Annotated in this window: 27 protein-coding genes; 19 read left to right on the forward strand and 8 right to left on the reverse strand. The window is 42.3% G+C overall.

Going from position 1 to position 20,252, the window contains the following annotated elements; translation table 11 throughout:
* Nucleotides 1–77: 77 nt before the first annotated feature.
* Nucleotides 78–947: an IS21 family transposase gene (istA, locus tag M2133_RS12555; RefSeq protein ID WP_277466509.1), complete on the reverse strand. Its 870-nt coding sequence runs from the start codon at nucleotides 945–947 to the stop codon at nucleotides 78–80.
* 317 nt (nucleotides 948–1,264) lie between these two features.
* A complete protein-coding gene (locus M2133_RS12560) occupies nucleotides 1,265–1,675 on the reverse strand; it encodes a hypothetical protein (RefSeq protein ID WP_277466510.1) in 411 nt (136 codons plus the stop codon).
* Nucleotides 1,676–1,865: 190 nt separating this feature from the next.
* On the opposite strand from M2133_RS12560, the gene M2133_RS12565 reads away from it, so the two are divergent.
* The 7 genes from M2133_RS12565 to M2133_RS12595 all read left to right on the forward strand — a co-directional run bounded on the left by M2133_RS12565 (nucleotide 1,866) and on the right by M2133_RS12595 (nucleotide 5,829).
* Nucleotides 1,866–2,186, forward strand: a complete 321-nt coding sequence (locus M2133_RS12565; RefSeq protein ID WP_163318288.1) for a winged helix-turn-helix domain-containing protein — start codon at nucleotides 1,866–1,868, stop codon at nucleotides 2,184–2,186.
* An 88-nt stretch (nucleotides 2,187–2,274) separates the two neighbouring features.
* On the forward strand, nucleotides 2,275–2,706 hold the full coding sequence (locus tag M2133_RS12570) for a nitrophenyl compound nitroreductase subunit ArsF family protein (protein WP_277466511.1): 432 nt from the start codon (nucleotides 2,275–2,277) through the stop codon (nucleotides 2,704–2,706).
* The gene (locus tag M2133_RS12575) at nucleotides 2,706–3,404 is read left to right on the forward strand and encodes an aromatic aminobenezylarsenical efflux permease ArsG family transporter (protein ID WP_277466609.1); all 699 of its coding nucleotides are present in this window, start codon (nucleotides 2,706–2,708) and stop codon (nucleotides 3,402–3,404) included. The genes M2133_RS12570 and M2133_RS12575 overlap by 1 nt, the downstream gene beginning before the upstream one ends.
* A gap of 23 nt (nucleotides 3,405–3,427) precedes the next feature.
* Nucleotides 3,428–3,661 (forward strand): thioredoxin family protein, encoded by a 234-nt coding sequence (locus M2133_RS12580; RefSeq protein ID WP_277466513.1) that lies wholly within the window; start codon nucleotides 3,428–3,430, stop codon nucleotides 3,659–3,661.
* Between the two features lie 11 nt (nucleotides 3,662–3,672).
* Nucleotides 3,673–5,016, forward strand: coding sequence for a permease (locus M2133_RS12585; protein WP_277466515.1), 1,344 nt, complete (start codon nucleotides 3,673–3,675; stop codon nucleotides 5,014–5,016).
* 12 nt (nucleotides 5,017–5,028) lie between these two features.
* Nucleotides 5,029–5,487: an arsenate reductase ArsC gene (locus tag M2133_RS12590; RefSeq protein WP_277466516.1), complete on the forward strand. Its 459-nt coding sequence runs from the start codon at nucleotides 5,029–5,031 to the stop codon at nucleotides 5,485–5,487.
* Nucleotides 5,488–5,502: 15 nt separating this feature from the next.
* Nucleotides 5,503–5,829, forward strand: a complete 327-nt coding sequence (locus M2133_RS12595) for a cupin domain-containing protein (protein WP_277466517.1) — start codon at nucleotides 5,503–5,505, stop codon at nucleotides 5,827–5,829.
* 155 nt (nucleotides 5,830–5,984) lie between these two features.
* Here the strand turns inward: M2133_RS12595 and M2133_RS12600 are convergent, their stop codons facing one another.
* Genes M2133_RS12600 through M2133_RS12625 form a run of 6 tightly spaced genes read right to left on the reverse strand, consistent with a single transcriptional unit; the run spans nucleotide 5,985 to nucleotide 9,835 of the window.
* Complete coding sequence (locus M2133_RS12600) at nucleotides 5,985–6,650, reverse strand: hypothetical protein (protein WP_277466518.1); 666 nt, start codon at nucleotides 6,648–6,650, stop codon at nucleotides 5,985–5,987.
* 11 nt (nucleotides 6,651–6,661) lie between these two features.
* Entirely contained in the window at nucleotides 6,662–6,895 is a 234-nt protein-coding gene (locus tag M2133_RS12605) for a hypothetical protein (protein ID WP_277466520.1), read from the reverse strand.
* A gap of 41 nt (nucleotides 6,896–6,936) precedes the next feature.
* Nucleotides 6,937–7,143, reverse strand: coding sequence for a hypothetical protein (locus M2133_RS12610; RefSeq protein ID WP_163307271.1), 207 nt, complete (start codon nucleotides 7,141–7,143; stop codon nucleotides 6,937–6,939).
* Nucleotides 7,140–8,408, reverse strand: coding sequence for a PcfJ domain-containing protein (locus M2133_RS12615; protein ID WP_277466524.1), 1,269 nt, complete (start codon nucleotides 8,406–8,408; stop codon nucleotides 7,140–7,142). Before M2133_RS12615 ends, M2133_RS12610 begins: the two co-directional genes overlap by 4 nt.
* A gap of 3 nt (nucleotides 8,409–8,411) precedes the next feature.
* On the reverse strand, nucleotides 8,412–8,819 hold the full coding sequence (locus tag M2133_RS12620) for a PcfK-like family protein (RefSeq protein ID WP_277466525.1): 408 nt from the start codon (nucleotides 8,817–8,819) through the stop codon (nucleotides 8,412–8,414).
* A gap of 8 nt (nucleotides 8,820–8,827) precedes the next feature.
* Nucleotides 8,828–9,835, reverse strand: a complete 1,008-nt coding sequence (locus M2133_RS12625; protein WP_277466527.1) for a fusion protein — start codon at nucleotides 9,833–9,835, stop codon at nucleotides 8,828–8,830.
* A 654-nt stretch (nucleotides 9,836–10,489) separates the two neighbouring features.
* Between M2133_RS12625 and M2133_RS12630 the strand changes: the two genes are divergently transcribed.
* The 12 genes from M2133_RS12630 to M2133_RS12685 all read left to right on the forward strand — a co-directional run bounded on the left by M2133_RS12630 (nucleotide 10,490) and on the right by M2133_RS12685 (nucleotide 20,251).
* The gene (locus M2133_RS12630) at nucleotides 10,490–10,942 is read left to right on the forward strand and encodes a pyridoxamine 5'-phosphate oxidase family protein (RefSeq protein WP_277466528.1); all 453 of its coding nucleotides are present in this window, start codon (nucleotides 10,490–10,492) and stop codon (nucleotides 10,940–10,942) included.
* Nucleotides 10,943–11,166: 224 nt separating this feature from the next.
* On the forward strand, nucleotides 11,167–11,646 hold the full coding sequence (locus tag M2133_RS12635; protein WP_277466530.1) for a YdeI/OmpD-associated family protein: 480 nt from the start codon (nucleotides 11,167–11,169) through the stop codon (nucleotides 11,644–11,646).
* Nucleotides 11,647–11,667: 21 nt separating this feature from the next.
* Nucleotides 11,668–11,877 carry a hypothetical protein gene (locus tag M2133_RS12640; RefSeq protein WP_277466531.1) on the forward strand — a complete coding sequence of 70 codons (210 nt, stop codon included), beginning with the start codon at nucleotides 11,668–11,670 and terminating at the stop codon, nucleotides 11,875–11,877.
* 52 nt (nucleotides 11,878–11,929) lie between these two features.
* Nucleotides 11,930–12,361, forward strand: coding sequence for a GNAT family N-acetyltransferase (locus tag M2133_RS12645; RefSeq protein WP_277466532.1), 432 nt, complete (start codon nucleotides 11,930–11,932; stop codon nucleotides 12,359–12,361).
* A 12-nt stretch (nucleotides 12,362–12,373) separates the two neighbouring features.
* Nucleotides 12,374–13,120 carry a DUF5131 family protein gene (locus M2133_RS12650; RefSeq protein ID WP_277466533.1) on the forward strand — a complete coding sequence of 249 codons (747 nt, stop codon included), beginning with the start codon at nucleotides 12,374–12,376 and terminating at the stop codon, nucleotides 13,118–13,120.
* 192 nt (nucleotides 13,121–13,312) lie between these two features.
* Nucleotides 13,313–13,663 (forward strand): transposase family protein, encoded by a 351-nt coding sequence (locus M2133_RS12655; protein ID WP_277466535.1) that lies wholly within the window; start codon nucleotides 13,313–13,315, stop codon nucleotides 13,661–13,663.
* Nucleotides 13,664–13,829: 166 nt separating this feature from the next.
* On the forward strand, nucleotides 13,830–14,642 hold the full coding sequence (locus M2133_RS12660; RefSeq protein ID WP_277466536.1) for a transposase: 813 nt from the start codon (nucleotides 13,830–13,832) through the stop codon (nucleotides 14,640–14,642).
* Nucleotides 14,643–15,140: 498 nt separating this feature from the next.
* Nucleotides 15,141–15,824, forward strand: a complete 684-nt coding sequence (locus tag M2133_RS12665) for a hypothetical protein (protein WP_277466537.1) — start codon at nucleotides 15,141–15,143, stop codon at nucleotides 15,822–15,824.
* Between the two features lie 71 nt (nucleotides 15,825–15,895).
* Nucleotides 15,896–16,447 (forward strand): DUF4199 domain-containing protein, encoded by a 552-nt coding sequence (locus M2133_RS12670; RefSeq protein ID WP_277466538.1) that lies wholly within the window; start codon nucleotides 15,896–15,898, stop codon nucleotides 16,445–16,447.
* 4 nt (nucleotides 16,448–16,451) lie between these two features.
* A complete protein-coding gene (locus tag M2133_RS12675) occupies nucleotides 16,452–17,402 on the forward strand; it encodes a glycosyltransferase (RefSeq protein WP_277466539.1) in 951 nt (316 codons plus the stop codon).
* A complete protein-coding gene (gene ilvD / locus M2133_RS12680) occupies nucleotides 17,399–19,114 on the forward strand; it encodes a dihydroxy-acid dehydratase (RefSeq protein WP_277466540.1) in 1,716 nt (571 codons plus the stop codon). The genes M2133_RS12675 and ilvD overlap by 4 nt, the downstream gene beginning before the upstream one ends.
* A gap of 108 nt (nucleotides 19,115–19,222) precedes the next feature.
* Nucleotides 19,223–20,251 carry an FAD:protein FMN transferase gene (locus tag M2133_RS12685; RefSeq protein ID WP_277466541.1) on the forward strand — a complete coding sequence of 343 codons (1,029 nt, stop codon included), beginning with the start codon at nucleotides 19,223–19,225 and terminating at the stop codon, nucleotides 20,249–20,251.
* Nucleotide 20,252: the final 1 nt, after the last annotated feature.

The raw sequence follows: 20,252 nt of genomic DNA on the forward strand, positions 1-20,252 counted from the left end.
AGAGAACTGCTTACCGAATTTCAAGTCAATTCAAAACAAAATGTCAAAGAGCAATTGGATTTATTTAATTCAAATTTTTAACGCATCAGTACTAAAGTCAGATCATGGAACACCCGGTCTTCAAGTCGAGTATAGATACTGCGATAGATGAGTTTTACGGCCCCTTCTACCAGTGCTTTGTCACGTGGTTTGTAAGCACGTGTGGGGATAACTGTGCAGCCGTAATGTTCGGCGAAGGATGCAAAGTCATCATTGATAATCGCTTCATACTTACTGCTCTTAGTCACGGCCGCCTTGAGGTTGTCCGGCACAATGGCTTGAGGTACACCTTCAAAATAGAAGAATGCATGCTCACAGGCTGTAATCAAATCTTCCTTCTTTTGGCTATGGACCGCTTCTACATAAGTGAGCTGGCTACAAGGGAGAATGGCTACAAAAACCTCTACTTCGCTAATCTCACCGGTGGAACGGTCCACAAGAGAAAGCTTCTTGCCGGCAAAGTCAATGAAGACTTTATCGCCCGCTTTATGTTCCAGGTGCATGATGGGGCGGGAACGCTGTTCATAACGCTGAATGTAACTGTTAAAGCGGGAACGGGCGTAGCCGTCAGGGTGAAGAGTGAGGTATTCCGCGTGTAGCATCTCACGGGTAACTCCTTTTCGTTTAAGACGTTTACAGTAAGATGGAAGCAGTTTCTCCAAATCCTGTTGACGTTTACATACAATCTCCTCTGAGGGCTTCTCATGGAATAGTTCTGCCAGTTCACTGTCGCTAAGTTCCAATGCTTCTTCATAGCTCAATTCCAATGTCTGGAACTTTTGAAGATACTTTTTGATTGTGTTACGGGACATACTGAGCATACTACTCATGGCTTTAGTCCCTTTTCCTTGTGCATAACAACGCAGCACTTGTCGAATCTTTTGCATACTAATTTGTTTATTGGCCATAAATCATGTTTTCTTAAAATCTGTTTAAAGGAACAACTTTAAGAAGGCTCAATAACAACTAACAAATGACTCTTTCGAGGGGGCAATTTCAATTGGCAAACGGGGGCAATTTCAATTGGCAGAGAGGATCAGTTTTGATTGGCGAACAGGGGTCAACGAGGAGAGGATTTTCCACCTGCTCCTTTGATTCCTTCAATCAACGTTATGTTTCTCATAATATTATTGTTTTACAATCTAATGACATTATTAGATATTACAGTTGATGTAACAAAGTATATGCCAAACAAAGTAATTGACATATTGACAGTGGAGATTTCCTAATTCAATGAACTACCACTCGTTGCTTGCTTTATCAGGAACTGCTCAATAGTCAAGTTTTCTACATTCGTACCCTTACTTACCAGTGCATATTTATCGATAAGTTCTTTCAGGTATTTAGGAGGAAGATGCAGGTAAGCGAATAGATTTTCATGATAACTTAGCCGGAAACCAATCATCACACCGTCTTCCTCATCTTCGTGGTTGAGCATAAAGACGAAATAGTTCCCTTCTTTATCGGCTTCAATATTAAAAATAATCTCGACATCCGAAAGCTTCTGTACCGGAGGGTTATTCTCATCTAATACTTCGTATTCATAATCTATCCAACCAAGTTTACGGTAGGAGGTAAACAGCTCCCGAAGTTCATCAGTGCTCAGATGGGTTATATCGTAAAATACTTCAGCCATAGTTTTATGGGATAAACTTTGTGTAAAGATACTATTTCTTTCCCGAATAACTATTAGCAGCATATCTCCGTTTTGTATGACCTACATTTATAATTCAACTCATGAAAACCTCATAATAGCAAAAACACCATTCGTAATCTTGCGAATTAAAAATCTATTCGTATATTTGCGAACTGAAAATAATAAAGCAATGCAAAAGCAAGAACTTACAAAGGAACAGGAACAGATAGCACGTTTTGCTAAAGCAATGGGACATCCCATACGGATTGCGATACTCCAGATGCTTGCCAGCCAGACATGCTGTTTTCACGGAGATATGTCGGAGTTACTGCCTATTGCCAAAAGTACCCTATCGCAACATTTGAATGAACTGAAAGATGCGGGATTGATACAGGGAGAGATTACACCTCCAACAGTTAAGTATTGTATCAATAAAGAAAATTGGGCTTTGGTAAAAGAACTGTTAGGCGGATTTATAGAAAGTGTCGCCACATCGAAAGGTGGCTGTTGACAGCTATTTTTTTGCCTGAAATATTCGTTGAATTACGAACTACGAACAGGAGATATAAAGTTAAACGATAATTCAAAAAACAATCAACATGAAAAAAAGTATTCTATTCGGATTACTGGTCTTATTACTGACCGCTTGTGGTGGTAAAACACAAAAAAACAATCAGGAATCATCCGGTGTAACGGAAACCAAAACGCAGTTTGCTGATGCTTCCACTGTAAATGTTTACTATTTCCACGGTAAACAGCGTTGTAAAACCTGTATTGCAGTTGGTGATGTAACGGAAAAGACCATTAAAGAACTTTATGCAGACAATTCACATGTAAAATTCATTGAAGTAAAGACTGATGAAGAACAAAATGCTTCGCTCGTAGAAAAGTATGAAGTAACGTGGAATGCCCTCATAATCACTAAAGGGGACAACTCCATCGATATTACCGACAAGGCATTTGCCAACGCTGTGAATAGTCCTGAAAACCTTAAAGACCTTATTAAAACCGAAGTCGATAAAAGGTTATGATGGAGTTTTTACAAAATCTTGTCGATGGATCAAACTGGCCGATACTAACAGCGTTCGTATTAGGCTTAATGACCGCCATTAGTCCTTGTCCGTTGGCGACGAACATCACAGCAACCGCCTATTTGAGCAAAGATATAGGAGTGAAACACCGTGTGTTATTCAACGGATTGTTCTATACGCTTGGACGGATGTTCACTTATACAGCACTCGGACTTATATTTTATTTTGGTGCGAGCCAGTTTCAGATAGCACGGCTATTACAAAATATCGGTGGTATGTGGTTGGGTATAGCACTTATAGTAATCGGAATTTTGATGCTTGACGTAATCAAATGGAATATTCCGGGAATGGGGAAGCTCACTTCTAAACTTGAAAAGAAAGAAGGAAAGAAAAACTATCTTGATGCTTTTTTACTCGGATTATTATTTGCACTCGCCTTTTGCCCTTATAGCGGGGTACTTTATTTCGGCGGTCTGATTCCTATAACTATCGCCAGTCCGTCAGGGCTATTACTTCCTCCTGTATTTGCCATAGCGACAGGATTACCCGTTATCATCATAGCATGGCTATTGGCATACAGTGTCAGCAATGTTGGGAAGTTCTACAATAAAATGAATGTCTTTCAAAAATGGTTTAAGCGTATAGTCGCTGCCGTATTTATCATGGTTGGGATTTATTACGTCATAACAAGTATTTAGGAACAATTTTAATATATCAAGATATGGAAATCATCGTATTGGGTACAGGTTGTGCCAAATGTAAAACAACCTACGAAACAGTAAAGAAAGTAATTGAAGAAAACAATCTGGACATAAATCTTACTAAGCAGGAAGATATTATGGAAATCATGAAATATAACGTGATGAGTTTGCCGGGCATAGTTGTCGACGGCGAAGTGAAAATCAAAGGTCATGTACCTTCCGAAAGCGAAATCCGCAAGTTATTGGGAGTATAACAACGTTACACATGGAAACTAAAAAAGAGTTGAAAATCCTTCTTTGGATGGTTGTCATTTTTGCCGGAGTATTTTTCCTGCCGTTGGGAAGTGAGCGGTTTATGACAGCAATTGATTCGACACTCGACTTATCGAAATGGTACGCACAGGAACACGTTGTCATGTGCCTTCTGCCTGCTTTCTTTATCGCAGGCGTGATAGCCGTTTTTATCAGTCAGGGTGCGGTATTGAAGTATTTTGGAGCAAACGCTAAAAAATGGTTATCCTACACAGTTGCTGCCGTTTCGGGTGCTATTCTGGCGGTATGCTCCTGCACTATTCTGCCATTGTTTACCAGTATCTACAAACGTGGAGCCGGATTAGGGCCTGCTATTGCATTCCTGTATTCAGGACCAGCAATCAGCATTCTGTCTATTATTCTCACATGGCGTATTCTTGGGGTGGAAATGGGCATTGCCCGTATGATTGGGGCAGTTACATTTTCGGTTATTATCGGACTGGTGATGTCGTTTATCTATCGTAAAGAGGAAAAAGCGAAAAAAGAAGAACTAATGAATATCGAAGCTCCTCCTGCTAAACGCCCGATGTCGAAAACTATGTTTCATTTCTTTACGTTGGTATTTATCCTTGTCTTTGCTAATTGGGGCGCTCCAGCTGCCGATGATACTTCAAGTATATGGTTCTATATCTTTACTTATAAATGGTATATCACAGGGCTATTGGCTCTTATGCTTGCCTATTCCCTGATAGCCATATTAAAGATTAAATGGCAATGGGTAGTGGCAGGTACTTTAGTTACTGGGTTATCTGCGTTTCTGGCATATCAATTCGTGCCGAACCCAAAACTGGTTCCGCTTGTTCCGATGGTAGTCGGTATTGTTTCACTATCACTTATGACGTTGTTCGATAAACGCGATCCCGAAAACAAAGAATGGACACTATCAGCTTGGGGATTCGCCAAACAGATAATGCCGTTACTTGCTATCGGAGTGGTTACGGCAGGTTTCCTGCTTGGTTCTACCCACGATAATACTGCGATTGCGGGTGTGATACCCAATGAATGGATTGAATGGGCAGTTGGTGGAAACTCTCTATTGTCGAACTTCTTTGCCAGTTTTACAGGAGCGTTCATGTATTTCGCCACATTGACCGAAGTACCGATTATTCAAGGCTTGCTTGCTTCCGGTATGGGAAAAGGACCGGCATTAGCTCTGCTTCTGGCAGGCCCTTCGCTTTCTTTACCGAATATGCTCGTTATACGGGGTGTTATGGGTACGCAAAAGACGGTTGTCTATGTAACATTGGTAATCATTATGGCTACTATCTCCGGTCTGGTTTATGGAACATTTTTTTAAGAATACAACACAATGAAAATATTGATTTTATGTACAGGAAATAGCTGTCGCAGCCAAATGGCTCACGGTTTCCTACAATCGTTTGATAAAGGGATTGAAGTTTATTCAGCGGGAACAGAACCTGCAAAGGAAGTAAACTCGATGGCTATCGAAGTAATGGCTGAAGCCGGAGTGGATATTAGTAACCATACTCCGCATGATGTCAGGGAGTATATCAATCAAGCGTGGGATTATGTAATAACCGTTTGTGATGAAGCCAATGAAACCTGTCCTGTTTTTATTGGAAAGGTGGAACAACGCTTGCACTTCGGCTTTCGTGATCCGTCGAAAGCGGAAGGTACACCGGAATTTATTAAAGACCAGTTTCTCCGAACGAGGTTTGAGATTAAGAATAAGTTTTCCGAATTTTACATTACACAGATATTAAAAAAAGAAATGCCTAAATGTGCCTGCTCCGGCGAATGGGAATAAAAACAACAATAGGTTATGAATGAGTTATTTGAAAAAGGAGCCATCCTAAATATGGCAGAAATGGTTGAATACTCAACCGGTGGTGTTATCAGTAAACAGGTATTGAAAAATGATGCTGGAAACATAACCCTCTTTTCGTTCGATAAAGGACAGGGATTAAGCGAACATACTGCACCGTTTGATGCTATGGTAGAAATTTTAGATGGAGAAGCTGAAATTTCAATAGCAGGCAAACCGTTAGTGCTGGTTACAGGTCAGTATGTAATTATGCCTGCGGGTATTCCTCATGCTTTGTATGCAAGCAAACAGTTTAAGATGTTGCTTACTATGATTAAAGGGTAAAGGAGTAGAAACTGAATGTATATCACATCAGGTGATAAGCTTTATTTTAGGAAAAGTATGAGAAAAACTATCGTTTTTCTTTTGGTTTTTTGCTTCTTTTTTGACCGCTCAGGCTCACTGTAAAAAGAAGTCGGGCGGAAAAATCCGCCCTTTGGTTACTTTATTTCGGAGACATACCAACTGTCTTGATACTTGTCGCCAATCAGGTTAAAAACGCCTGATAATCCGCTATCGTTGGCGTGTTTCTTGGCTTCGCTGATTGTGCCGAACTCGCCTAATTTATTGAAGCCGATAAATAGTTTGTATCTATTGCTGTTCTCCTTATGTTTCTTAACTTCTTCCTGTAACATGGCATACATTTTTTGATAATTTACTTTCTTCTGTTCTAATTTGCCGTAAGCCTTCAATAACTGTTCGTCCGTATCTATATTGAAAAACAGGTCATTGTGTTTTTTGTAGTCAATATATCGGGCAATGGCTCTTTCGACTTTGGTAATCTGTGCTTTTGCCGATGCGACTTTACCTAACAAAAAATCAAAACCAGTCTGTAAGCCTGTACGCTTGTCATAATAACAATGACATATCTGAACTCTTTTTCTCGGATATTTGCACACTAACTTTGCCTTACGCCATTCTATAAGCCACCGCCAACGGTCTAACATATCACGGGGGATGTCTATTTTGTGTAAGACTTCCCGGCTTCTGTCCTCGTGGCGAATTTCAAAAGTGATATATACCCAATGTTCAATACCCAGTTCTCGTTCCGCTTTTGCAAGGTCTTTCGCATACTGCATCCAATCGTCCATTTTTTCCTGTGCCATGATATTACTTATTAGCTGTTATAAATCCGCTGTATTTCTTCGCCTATCTTTGCCAACGCTTTGCGTTGTTCATTGGTAAGGAGTAATATAAAATCATCGTTGCTATACCATTCTCCGCTATTTTCCTGCTCCCGAAAACATCGCCTGTTGGCGGTATCAACAACTGCCAACATTACATCTACTTCAAGAGGAGTCAGTCCGCTGATTGTGCAGGTTGTGTTTGCTTTATTTATTTTCAATTTCATTGCTTTGGATGTTGTGGGCGGATTGCTCCGCCCTATGGTTACTATCGTTCAACAATCTCTAAGTTTTCGTTTTTCAAGAATTTCCTGCCACATTCGCAAATGACATGGGTATCAGTTATGCGAGTGATAACTCGTGTGATACTTTCGTGGCAGATATATGGCTTTCCGTTAAAAAAGCCATTTTCTAAGTCGCCCAAAATGTGGCAATACTTGCCGATTAAATTCTCGTTTACTTCTGTTGTTTTCATACTGCTATTCTTTTATTAATGAGTGATATATTCTTATTTACAAGTTTGATAATCCTATCGTGGTGTTCCGTATTCTTGTTACATACGCCCCTCGATTGAACTACCTTTAATTTGGATAAGGATAATTCAACGGTTTCAATTCGTTCTCCATCAATGCAAGCGGATAGAATAAGGCTATCGGGTTTCAAATGATAGTCATTTGTGAAGACACAGTGATGTAGCGCATCGCCCTCCTGCATTATTTCGGTAACGCTTTCGAGTACCCTAACTTGGATTACTCCGTCCGTAAACTGAATGCCGAAGAATTTAGATTTCAGTTCTTGGAATACGGCTTCATCTTTTAAAGCTTGCTGTTTGGCTTCTTCCTTGCGTTCCCGCTCGATATACGCTCTTTTCTTCTCTACATATTTATCATGTTCGGCTTTAAGGTCGGTAGGGCAAACGTAATGCGCATTATGCAGGTCTTTACCAAAAAAGCGGAGTAAATCAATGTAATCGCACCACATCGTAACATCATCAATGTTGTATCCGTTTCGGATGCAAATACGGATAGATGCCCAATAATCGGCAATACTCCGTGAGGTATGGTAGGCAAAGTATTGTAACAACTTCACTTCCTTTGCTTTTAACAGGGTTTCCGCTTTGTTCTCGGTTACGATATAATGGAACAAGTCAAACGGTGTCAGTTTATGAAAGTCGCCTGTAAATCCACTCTGTTTTATTTCGGGGATTAACTTCATACGTGGGTAGGTAGCTGTCGGGAGTGCGTTGTAAAAGTTCTTGTTCGGACGTATTTCGAGGTTACTGCTAAAGTTCCATGTATTATTAAAGCAAAATATGGGTCTTAATTTTGCAATAGTTGTATGCTTGCCTTTATTGTCAATCCAAAGTTGTATTACTTCCGAATGAAAATATCTGGCTTTTTCTCCTGCTTTGGCTTTGTAGTCGATATAAAAGAAACGGAGTACCTGGAATTCTTCGGATGCGGTAACAATACAGAAATATTGGTAATCATCGAATACTCGTTTTGTTGTATCGTTGATAATCAGCCTTGTATTGCAATTCGGGCAGGTGCAATGTGTTTCTGTTGTCTTATCTGTCCATGTATGACCGCATTCCAAACAAGATATAACCCCTTTTTTCGTCCGTCGCCCGATATGGTCGATACAGTTCTTATAACCCCATTTTACCTGTGCTTTGGTAAGGGGAGATAGTTTTTTACTTAGTTCAAAAACTCGTGCTTGGTATTTATTCTTCGGTTTCATAACTTAATCAAATAAAGAGGGTTGATTTACTACTACTTGCTTGGTTCTCTTTTTGGGTTGTTGTGTCATCTTGTTGTAAGCTTCGTTCTGCACACGCTGTATAGCATCTTTACGAGCCTGTTCCTTTTCTTCTTCGGTCAATTCCACAACGTGGTTTACTGCTACATGGGCATTCATCGGCTTGCCTACTTCAATGTTATCTTCATCGTAATAATGTACCGCCATTGAATAGATTTCATCATCGGCAAAACCATTGCAACCGCTTTTCTGTACGGTGTTCAGAATGTATGTAACACAATCGTCAATCGTCTTTTGTGGATTTGAATACTTTTCTGCAAACAGTTCATCACTTGCGGCTCGTTGTACCAAATAGGTATGTATCGTTCTCTTGAAAATATCTGTTCCTTTCATGGCTCTAATTATTTTAGGTTTAATACGTTGTTTAATTCTGCTCTCTTAGTGGTGGCGAAAATCCACCCTGCTCTTTTACCTCCCTTATAGGATAATCTCGGATTGAAACGCCCTCCCAATGCTTTGAGTTGGTCTTTAATCGGTCTCGTTTCTCCAAATACGGCGATTGCTTTCTCGGAATAATCCACGATTTCAAATTGTAGGCTGTCGGCTTTCTGTATTTGTTTTGTTATACTTGGGTTCTCTGATTTGGATTGCAATCCCTTGATACGGATATTATCCTCTTGTCCTGCCGTATAGGAAAAGTTTTCAATAATTTGTTCCCGATTATATATAGATTCTTTCTCAATTACCCAACCTCGGTATTTACTTTTGCCCAAATAGTAACCGTCCCCCATGCTGTGTTTTTCCCGATGTTCGTAATCTTCGTTGTATTCTGCTAAATGTGCGGTTTCTTCAAAGTTGGCTGCATACTTACGCATTTCGGAAAACAAGTCCCGTGTATGTTTGGAAAAGCCTAAAATCACGACCCTTTGTGTTGAATATGAGTAGTAGTCGGTATATGAATCTGAATCGTCCTGTCTCAACTGTGCCACAATAACTGCCTTTGCATCGTCGGGGAGAATTTCAGCTAATCTTTTACGTCCGATAGCTTTTATTTCTTCTCTGCGATAACGTTCCTGTTCCGCTTCGTATTCCTCCGCTTGTTTTTGGTCTTTTGCTTCTTGCAGAAGTTTAGCCACCTCAAGAGCGCCCATAAACTGAGGGTTCTCGCTGTCGTAATAGTAGCCGATACCGAATTTCTCTTTGAGAGGTCGAATAATATCAGTCGTAAAAAACTCCTTCGTCCGTAGGTTAATCAGTTTGTAAGCCAATCCCCAATCGTTCTTACGGATTTCATACACTACATACCTGTCAAAGCTGTAACCCTCCATTTGGATAACTTGGTTTACCTCTACTACTTGTTTGTCTCTGTTGATTTCACGGTTTGCACCTAATAAAAATACTTTGTTCATGATGGTAAGTTTTAGAATATGAATACTACGATTAATGAAGCGATAAGCAGGAAAAGGAAAACCGATATAACCAACCCGATAAGTCGGAAGACACATTTAATCAGTAAGCGGACAAACAGGTACACAACTACCGTAGCAATGAGCGACCATACAACAGCACTCACTTTCGTCAGTAACCATACACACACTACCGTACACACTAACCTAAGCACCAATTTTATGTTAATTCCCGAGGCGAGGTTGTTCTTTTGTTTCGTTCTATCGTTTCTCTTTTCCATGACTTTTTTTTTATTTTTTGCGGCATCCGTCAGATCGGCTGTTTTTTGTTTCGTATTGGCGGCAAAAGGTCAGAGAGGTGATGAAGACAAATTTTTTGCACTAAATACACTCGCCCGGAGGGAAAGAGGAAGATTTCGGGCAAAACCCTTTAGGGCTTGAATTTGGCGTATCGCATCTCTGGGATACCTTTGCCAATCGAAAAAAGAACAGCCGATCAGGATGCCCTCCGGAAATGAGGAATGGGAAAGAGGAACGAAAGTGGGAATTTTGTGTGTTGTTCGAAGATAATCAATGCTGTTTGCCAGAGATTTACTAAATTTGTTGGCAGTTCTAAGAGTATAGATAATACATATTATGCAGAATATGCAAGGAAGAATGAAAAAATATCAAATCTCTTTTTCTGAGATAGAAGAGATTTTGAAAGAGCAAAAAGTAGGGAGATTGGCTACCCAGAATTCCGATGGATACCCGTATGTAACACCAGTTCATTTCGTTTATGAAAACAATCGCATTTGCATTCATGGTTTATCAAAGGGGCAGAAGATTGGTAATACCAACAATAATCCGAAGGTTTGTTTTGAAACGGAAGAGATGTTAGGATTGATATTGGACGAGAAACCTTGCGATGTGAATACCGCCTATAAAAGTGTAATTATAATAGGAAATGCCAAATTAGTAGAAGGCGAGAAGAAAATTAATGCGCTGAAAGCTGTTGTAAATAAGTATACTCCCCATCTGGCAGGAATACCATTCCCCGACAATATGTTGAAAGCGACAGGCGTTATTGAAATAGAGATTGTGGAAGCAACCGGCAAAAGGTATGAATAACTGATTGTACCACAAGACGAAAATCTAAAATAATAGAACTATGGCACAACATAATTGTGAAAATTGCTCCATAAGAGCCAAATATGACCAAGCTCCCAAGTCGTTGATTGGAAGATTCTGGCGTTGGCACATCAACTTCTGTCCCGGCTGAAAGGCTATATCCGTTCGTTGGATGAGGGTGAGAAGCAAGCCCTGAAAGATAAGTATCAGTTGAAATAGAAGTAATGGAGAAACCATTAGTAGACAAACAATACTTACTCGAAAAGTTCTCCGGCAAATCCGGTTGGACGTATGCCGAAATCCCCGATATTCAAGTAGGAAACAGAGCCTTCGGAATGCTGAAAGTGAAAGGTAGCATTGATGGTTTTGAGGTTGCCAACTCCCATTTAATGCCTCTGGGCAACGGTAATTTGATGATTCCTGTTAAAACCGAAATTCGGAAAGCTATCAATAAACAAGCAGGCGATTGGGTACATATTATCTTATATTCGAATGACGAACCGCTTGTTACTCCCGAAGACTTTCTATTATGTTTGCACGATGAACCGGAGGCTTTGCAATTCTATCAGTCGCTCAACGAAAGCGAACAGCAAGACTACGTCAAGTGGATATTCTCTGCCAAGGCAGAGCAAACGAAAGTCGAACGAATCGCAAAAACGCTGGATAGGCTTGCGATGAAGCAGAAGTGTTACGGCAAAGAATAAGTTATAGGTATGAAAATGAATATGAGTAAATACAGCCCGCTTTGGGAATACATTCAAAAGGACGGGCAACAAACGATTAAACTGGCTTTTGATGAAATAGAAGCTATCTCTGGGGTTAAGATAGACCACTCTTTCTTAAAATACAAGAAGGAGTTGACTTTGTATGGTTACGAGGTTGAGAAAATATCCCTTAAAGAGAAAACAGTAATTTTCACCAAAATTGAAAAATAAGGTATTAATCAGAACGATTCGTTCGGTAGAGCACCCTTTGATGGAGGACTTCATGTACGAAGCCATTTATCATCCCGACCCTATGAATCCTTATCCGAAAGAGGTAATCTACTATCCACAAGTTCGGGTTTATTGGAACAATTGGGGGACGGAGAAAGATGACCATTGCCTGCTTGCTTTGATGGATGATAAACCTATCGGTGCGGTTTGGACACGAACGTTTCCGGGCGAACTGAAAGGTTGTGGTTATATTAACGAACATACACCCGAAATAGCGATTGCCCTTTTCAAAGAATATCGCAATCACGGTATTGGCACAGAAATGATGCAACAAATGATAACACTAATGAAAGAAAATGGCTATCGACAAGTTTCATTAAGCATCACCAAAGGAAATCCGGCGATTCGTTTGTATGAACGGTTAGGTTTCAAGGTAATTGATGAGAATGAAGAGGATTATATTATGCTGATGGGATTGGAATAAATGCCCATATATATGCCTAAAAACATTATTGAGTCGAAATCGAAGATGTGGAATCTGTGGCACGGCTGTCATAAGCTGAGTGCAGGTTGCCAGCATTGCTACGTCTATCGGGGCGACTCAAAGCGGGGTATTGACAGCAGTATTATTGCAAAAACCAAAAACTTCGACCTACCTATACAAAAGAAGCGTAACGGCGAATACAAGATACCTTCGGGTTCGTTGGTCTATACTTGTTTTACCTCCGACTTCTTTGTCGAAGATGCCGATGAGTGGCGCAAGGAAGCATGGGAGATGATACGCCTTCGGAGCGATTTGCAATTTATGATGATTACCAAACGTATCGACCGCTTCAATGAATCCTTACCCGACGATTGGGGCGAAGGCTATGATAATGTAACGATCTGTTGTACCATCGAGAACCAAGACCGGACTGATTACCGCCTGCCTATCTATAAAGAAGCCCCGATAAAGCATAAGATTCTTATTTGCGAGCCGCTTCTGGAACGCATCGACCTCAGCTCGTATGAGATAGGCTCGTGGGTAGAGCAAGTGGTTGTCGGTGGAGAATCCGGCTACGATGCCCGTCCCTGTAATTTCGATTGGATTATGGAGCTACATGATTTATGTGTAGAGCAAAACGTATCTTTCTGGTTCAAACAAACGGGAGCCAAATTCGTCAAAGAAGGAAAGTTATATAATATCAATCGTCGGTTGCAACACTCGCAAGCTCGGAAAGCAGGGATTAATTTTCAACCTTGAAGCACAAAAACAGTGTATTTAAAGCAGATACAGAAAAATGTATTATCTTTGTAAACGAGTTATTTGAAGTGGTGAAAAATGAAGCGGGGTAAAGCGGTTAAGTAGTTTCTAAATCATTACCTATCGCTAAATTTCAATAGTTCAATCCCCTGAATAATACCGCATTTCTAAAAAATCACTACCTTTGATAGCATGAAACAATATCAGATATTACGAAGTATTTTTCCTAAAGTGATCACCGATAATTTTAATTTTGTAGATTATCGTGAGAGTGACTCCACTTTAGAGTATTGGTTAGACGAGAGTGAGTATATGTCGCGTGAGGACTATAAGAAAGGCACTGTTCGTCCTTATGGTTTTACCGAACCTAAAACGATACAAGACTTTCCGATTCGCGGTCGTAGTGTCTATCTTCATATTCGTCGCCGTAAATGGGTTGATCGCTCTACGGGTGAAATATTCACTTATAACTTTGATGACTTGACTGAAGACGGCTCTAAATTATCCCCTGAGTTCGTTGCTTTTTTAAAAGAAGAGGATTGAGAGTACTGCCGAAAGTATCAAAGGCATCGCCGAACATTATGGTGTCAATGGTAAGTTACTCAGCAGTCAATATAAAGAACATTTCAGCGATTATCGACAGTGGAATCAATTATCACATGCCTCTGAATATCTGCTATTTCCTGAAAATATCGGTCCTAATTTAAGTTTGGATGAGACCTGTCTGAGTAGCGGTGAGGTCTACACTTTTCTAACCAACAAAGATGGACATGGTGGCCCTGGTACTCTTGTGGCCGCTGTCCACGGCACAAAAGCAGAAACGGTAATCGCTGTACTTGAGAAGATTAACCGAAACAAACGCCTGCTTGTGGAAGAGATAACTCTGGATCTTTCCTCTGCTATGATGCTCATAGCCCGTTCGGTGTTCCCAAAAGCACGCATTACCAACGATCGTTTTCATGTACAAAAGCTTTATTACGATGCGCTAGATGACTTGCGCATAACTTACCGTTGGATGGCCAGAGATTTGGAGAATGCAGAAATAAAAAAATGTAGAGAAGAGAAAGAACAATATATTCCTTTCCGGTATGCTAATGGAGATACACGCAAACAACTTTTGGCACGGGCAAAGTTCATTCTAACCAGGCATGAAACTAAATGGACACCCTCACAGAGATGGAGGGCGGATATCATCTTTGAATTTTATCCGGAATTGAAACAGGCATACGATGTAGCCATGGAACTGACCAATATCTACAATAAGAAAAGTAGTAAGAATGCAGCAAGACTGAATTTGGCAAAATGGTTTGACAAGGTAAGTCGGTTGGTAGGGAATGCTTTCCAGACTGTTATTGACACCTTCACTAATCATTATGACACTATATTGAACTTCTTTGTGAGTCGGCAAACAAACGCCTCAGCGGAATCATTTAATGCAAAAGTCAAAGCTTTTAGAAGTCAATTCAGAGGAGTAACAGACATACCATTCTTCCTATTTAGACTTACTAAATTATGTGCTTAGAGCTAAGTTGTTGCAACCAGGTTTTCAGACTGACCCCATAAAAGTTTCACCCCCTCCTTTCACCTTCCACCAGTCGCCAGATCCCTGTATTCATCAGCGTTTTGGGTGAAAGCTTGGGGAAGAACTGCCCAAAGGGTATCGTCCTGAAAAGAATGGACTGTTTTCGTTTCCAAAAGGCTGCCGGAGTTTTCCAAAAGGCCGGCAGGGTTTTTCCAAAGGCCGGCGGCCTTTTTCGGGAAGCCGCCAGGTCTGTCGTTTTTTTTAAAGTATTCCTTTACCTTTCACCCAAAACGCTGATCAATACAGGGAACTTGGTAAAGAGGTGAAAGGTGAAGACCGGGGTAAAAACTTTTATGTGGTAAATAATACGGGGTGATCCTTTTTTTGTATATAAAAAACAAAACCCCGAAGTATGCTATTGCTAACAGGGACAACGAGGTATTACAATGCAAATATACAACTTTATTTTTATATTCGCAGAATATAAAACGAAAAAACATGAAATACAGCGAATACGAGAAAGCATTATCTATACCACGACTAAACAAGTATAAAGTTGCCTGTCAAGGCAACAAAAACAAAACGCTGATATTGTATCGGTATAACATAAAGTTATGCCAGAAATTTCATGGTGTATTAGGAGTGTTAGAAATTATTTTACGGAATGCAATCGACGAACATTACAAGACTCTATTTCTCGATAATGATTGGTTAATTACTCAAGCCACCAATGGGTTTTTACATTCATCTAAAAATGATATATTCAGAGAAAGAGACAAGTTGCTTCGAATGAATACTTACACACATGAGAAATTGGTTGCTTCGTTAAGTTTTGGAGCATGGACAATTATGTTTTCCAAACATTTATATAGATTAGGAGGCAAAACATTATTGCAAATATTCCCCAATAAGGCTCATGGCTTGAATCAAAAGCAAATATATAAAGATCTTGATAAAATACGCGTGTTCCGAAATCGGATAGCACATCACGAACCGATCTGCTTCAATCCTCAAAGGCAAATTAATGTGGATTATGCAGAGGAAATTTTCAATTTGATTATTCAGTACCTTAAATTTCTAGGATACAATTCATCTGAGATTCTGTATGGCGTTGAATCTCCTGTTTGTATTTTCCGAAAGATAAGAGATCTGGATCAGCAAATACCGACGGTTGACACATGATTGCTCTTCTCCACGTTTGTTATTCTTCCGATTATAAAGTAACTTTGTAGACTGAAAAACAAAGAAACAATATGAGTGAAAGTAGAAGTGAACTTCTGAAAATCGCGATGGGCAGTGGACTCTCGATGGGGATATTCTGGTGCTTTAAGTATATATTTTTCATGTTTGGCATTTCTTCCGCTTTCATGAATTTCATTTATCTGACCCTGACCTTTTTGGTGCCTATCCTGGCTTTCTATCAGACCTGGCGATACAAGATGGAGATCGGCGGTTCCATCCGCTTTTTCCATGCCTGGCAATTTGGCGTATTGGTCTATTTCTTCGCGGCATTGATCGTCTCACTCGAACATTATTTCTTTTACCAACATATCGCTCCGCCCGGGTTCCTGGCTAAGACACTGGAACAGACGATGGAGGTGTTGAGAATGGCCAATGCCGACGAGAAGATGCTGGAGGCTATCGGCAATACCCATATCAGCCCGATACAAATGGCGATCCAGGGTATTATCAACAATCTCTTCTATGGCATTATCTTTTCCTTGCCTGTGGCCTGGGTGATCAGCCGCAGAAAGGAGACATTCCTGCCTCCCACTCCGCCGGAAACGACAGACGAAAACAATTAATATCATGGATATATCAATAGTTATTCCTTTATATAACGAAGCGGAATCGCTTCCCGAGTTGAATGCCTGGATCGAGCAGGTAATGGGTCAGAACGGATTCGCGTATGAAGTCATCTATGTAGACGATGGCAGTACGGATGATTCCTGGAGAATCATTGAGGAACTGAAAGAGAAGAATCCCAACGTGCACGGGATCAAATTCAAACGCAACTACGGCAAATCGCCCGGCTTGCATTGCGGCTTCCAACGCGCCCAGGGGGATGTGGTCATCACCATGGACGCCGATCTGCAGGATAGCCCCGATGAGATACCGGAACTTTACCGGATGATCAAAGAAGAGGGCTATGATCTGGTCTCCGGCTGGAAGAAAAAACGTTACGATCCCTTGTCGAAAACCATCCCGACCAAGTTATTCAACGCCACCGCCCGGCGATTCTCCGGAGTGCAACTGCATGACTTCAACTGCGGCTTGAAAGCTTACCGGAAAGAGGTGATCAAAAGCATTGAGATCTATAATGATATGCACCGCTACATCCCTTATCTGGCCAAGAACGCCGGATACAACAAGATTACGGAAAAGGTAGTCATCCATCAGGCACGTAAATACGGAACCACTAAGTTCGGCATCAGCCGCTTCTTCAATGGCTATCTGGACCTGATGACTTTATGGTTTACCTCCCGCTTCGGAAAGAAACCGATGCATATCTTCGGTCTGTTGGGCACATTGATGTTCCTGATCGGTTTCATTGCATTGATCATTGTATTGGCGATGAAATTTGTGTCTATCATCGGAAACGGAGAATTGCGCCCGCTGGTCACCAGCTCCCCCTATTTCTATATCTCGCTGACCTCGATGATCATTGGCACCCAATTATTCCTTACCGGTTTTATCGGCGAACTAATTGCGCGCGACTCTCCGCAACGTAACAATTATACGATAGAGGAAGAGATATGAAAAGCCAGGAATTGCGCCGGATAGCGCCGGAGCTTGACTCCCTGCGATTAGGGAGTGGGTGGAGCGTGGAAGAGCTAAATAAAGCCCAGGTGATTGTAGAAAGCAGTTACGGACATAGTCATCCGGGCAGCGCCCACCTTGACCGGCTGGTCGAACAGGTCGACCGGGGTATAACCGATCGCAAAGGGAAAGCCGCCAACTACTACGTCACAGATATCTGCGACGGGGAAGCACAAGGACACGACGGCATGAACTACTCGCTGGTCTCCCGTGATATCATGGCAGCCATGATGGAGATCCATGTCAAAGCGACACCTTTCGATGCCGGCGTATTTATCTCCAGCTGCGACAAATCCGTGCCTGCCCACCTGATGGCTATCGCACGGCTGAATATGCCGGCATTGTTTGTTCCGGGTGGTATCATGAAAGCCGGTCCCAACCTGCTCACATTGGAACAGATCGGCAAGTACAGTGCCCAGTATGCCCGGAAAGAGATTACCGAAGAGCAATATATGGTGTACAAACGGGATGCCTGTCCCAGTTGCGGCGCCTGTTCGTTTATGGGTACGGCCTCGACCATGCAGATCATGGCCGAAGCATTGGGCATGGCCCTGCCGGGATCGGCGTTGATCCCGACTCACCTGCCTCACCTCAATTCCTTTGCCCGGCGCGCAGGCGAGCAGGCCCTCGAACTGATCCGGCTGGATCTGAAGCCCTCGGATATCATGACTCCGGAAGCTTTTGAGAATGCCATCATGGTGCATGCCGCCATTGCCGGATCCAGCAACAGCCTACTTCACCTGCCGGCGATAGCCCATGAGTTGGGAATGGAACTGAAGCCCGACCTCTTCGACCGGATCCACCGAAAGATCCCTTACCTATTAGATATACGTCCGAGCGGATACTGGCCGGGCGAATACTTCTGGTACGCCGGTGGTGTTCCGGCGGTGATGGAAGAGATCCGCGAATTCCTGCACCTGGACGTGATGACCGTCACCGGCCACAGCCTGGGTGAGAACTTAGACAAACTGAAAGAGGGAACCTTCTATGCCGACTGCCATAATTACCTGACGGGACTAAACGTGAACGCATCCGATATCATACGTCCCGTCCACAATCCGATAAACAAACAGGGGGCTGTTGCGATCCTGAAAGGGAATCTGGCTCCCGGTGGTGCCGTAGTCAAACATGCCGCTATCTCTCCGAAGCTTTTACAAACGACATTGATCGCCCGCGTATTCAACAAAGAAGAAGATGCGCTGCAAGCTGTACTCCGGAAAGAGATCCACCCGGGCGAAGCCGTCATCATCCGCTATGAAGGGCCGAAAGGCAGCGGTATGCCGGAGATGTTCTACACCACCGAGGCAATCGCTTCCGATCCGGAACTGATCGAAACCATTGCATTAATCACCGACGGCCGCTTCTCCGGCGCCACAAGAGGCCCCGCTATCGGCCACGTCTCGCCGGAAGCCAGTGAAGGAGGACCCATCGCGCTGGTGGAAAACGGCGATCTGATACGTATCGATATTCCCGCCCGTCGGTTAGAGCTCATCGGCTTGAATGAAAAAGAAAGAAGTCCGGAAGAGATAAACCGGATCCTGGAAGAAAGAAAACAACACTGGATAAAGCCTGAGCCGGTTAAGACATCCGGCATCCTGGATATTTATACCCGTAACAGTACATCTCCAATGGAAGGGGGATATATGTTGTAATTATTATGTACATTTGCAACATATCGGATGCGCCTCAACAGAGCTTACATAAGCTTGGCTTTGTGTTCGGCTTTCACGATATTTGCCCAAATTAACTGCTGTAATAAAATGAAAAAGATTGTATACCTGGGACTATCGGTCCTGTTCTTTATATCCTGCCAAAGCAACACCTCTTATTTCGAAGAGAGCGGGTCGGTGTTCCATACACTCTATCAGATCAAGTATGAAGCGCCTAAACTGATGACGGAAGAAATCGATGCCGCGCTTGCCGAGGTCAATCTGTCGCTGAACCCCTTCAACCCGAACGCCATCATTGCCAAAGTCAACCGCAACGAGGAGGTGGAAACGGATGAACACTTCCGGACCGTATTCAATAAAGCGATGGAGATCTCCGTCCATACGGAGGGTATGTTCGATATCACCAGCGGACCATTGATCAATATCTGGGGATTCGGAACCACCAAGAACGATGTCGTCTCTCCCCAACTTATCGATAGCATCAAACAATTTGTCGGTTACCGGAAAGTGCGCCTCGAAGGCAACCGGGTGATCAAAGACGATCCGCGCATCCAACTGAACTGCTCGGCTATCGCCAAAGGATATGCCTGCGATGTGGTCGCCGCCATGTTGGAAAGCCACGGGATAAAGAACTATATGGTCGATATCGGCGGCGAATCGACAATCAATGGCGTAAATGCGAAAGGACAAGGCTGGCGCGTAGGGATCCGCAAACCGGAAGAAGTGACGCCCGGCAAAGCCATTACCATCGAAGAAGTGATACAACTCAATAAAAAAGGAGGGATTGCCACTTCGGGCGATTACCAGAACTATTACATCAAAGACGGTAAGAAATTCGCCCATACGATCAGTCCGGTTACCGGATATCCCGCCGAACAGGATATCCTGAGCTGCACGATCGTTGCCGAGAACTGCATGACCGCCGACGGATATGCCACGGCCCTGATGGCTTCGGGCATGAAAGAAGCCATCCGCATTGCCGATACACTGAAGAAATTCGAGTATTACCTGATCTATATGGATGAAAAGGGAAGCCATAAAATCAAATACTCCGAAGGAATGATCCCTTACCTCCCGAACCGTAAGGAATTAGCCGTACTGGAAAGCTCTAATCCCTGAG

Source organism: Parabacteroides sp. PF5-6 (assembly GCF_029504695.1).
Classification (GTDB): Bacteria; Bacteroidota; Bacteroidia; order Bacteroidales; family Tannerellaceae; genus QVMG01.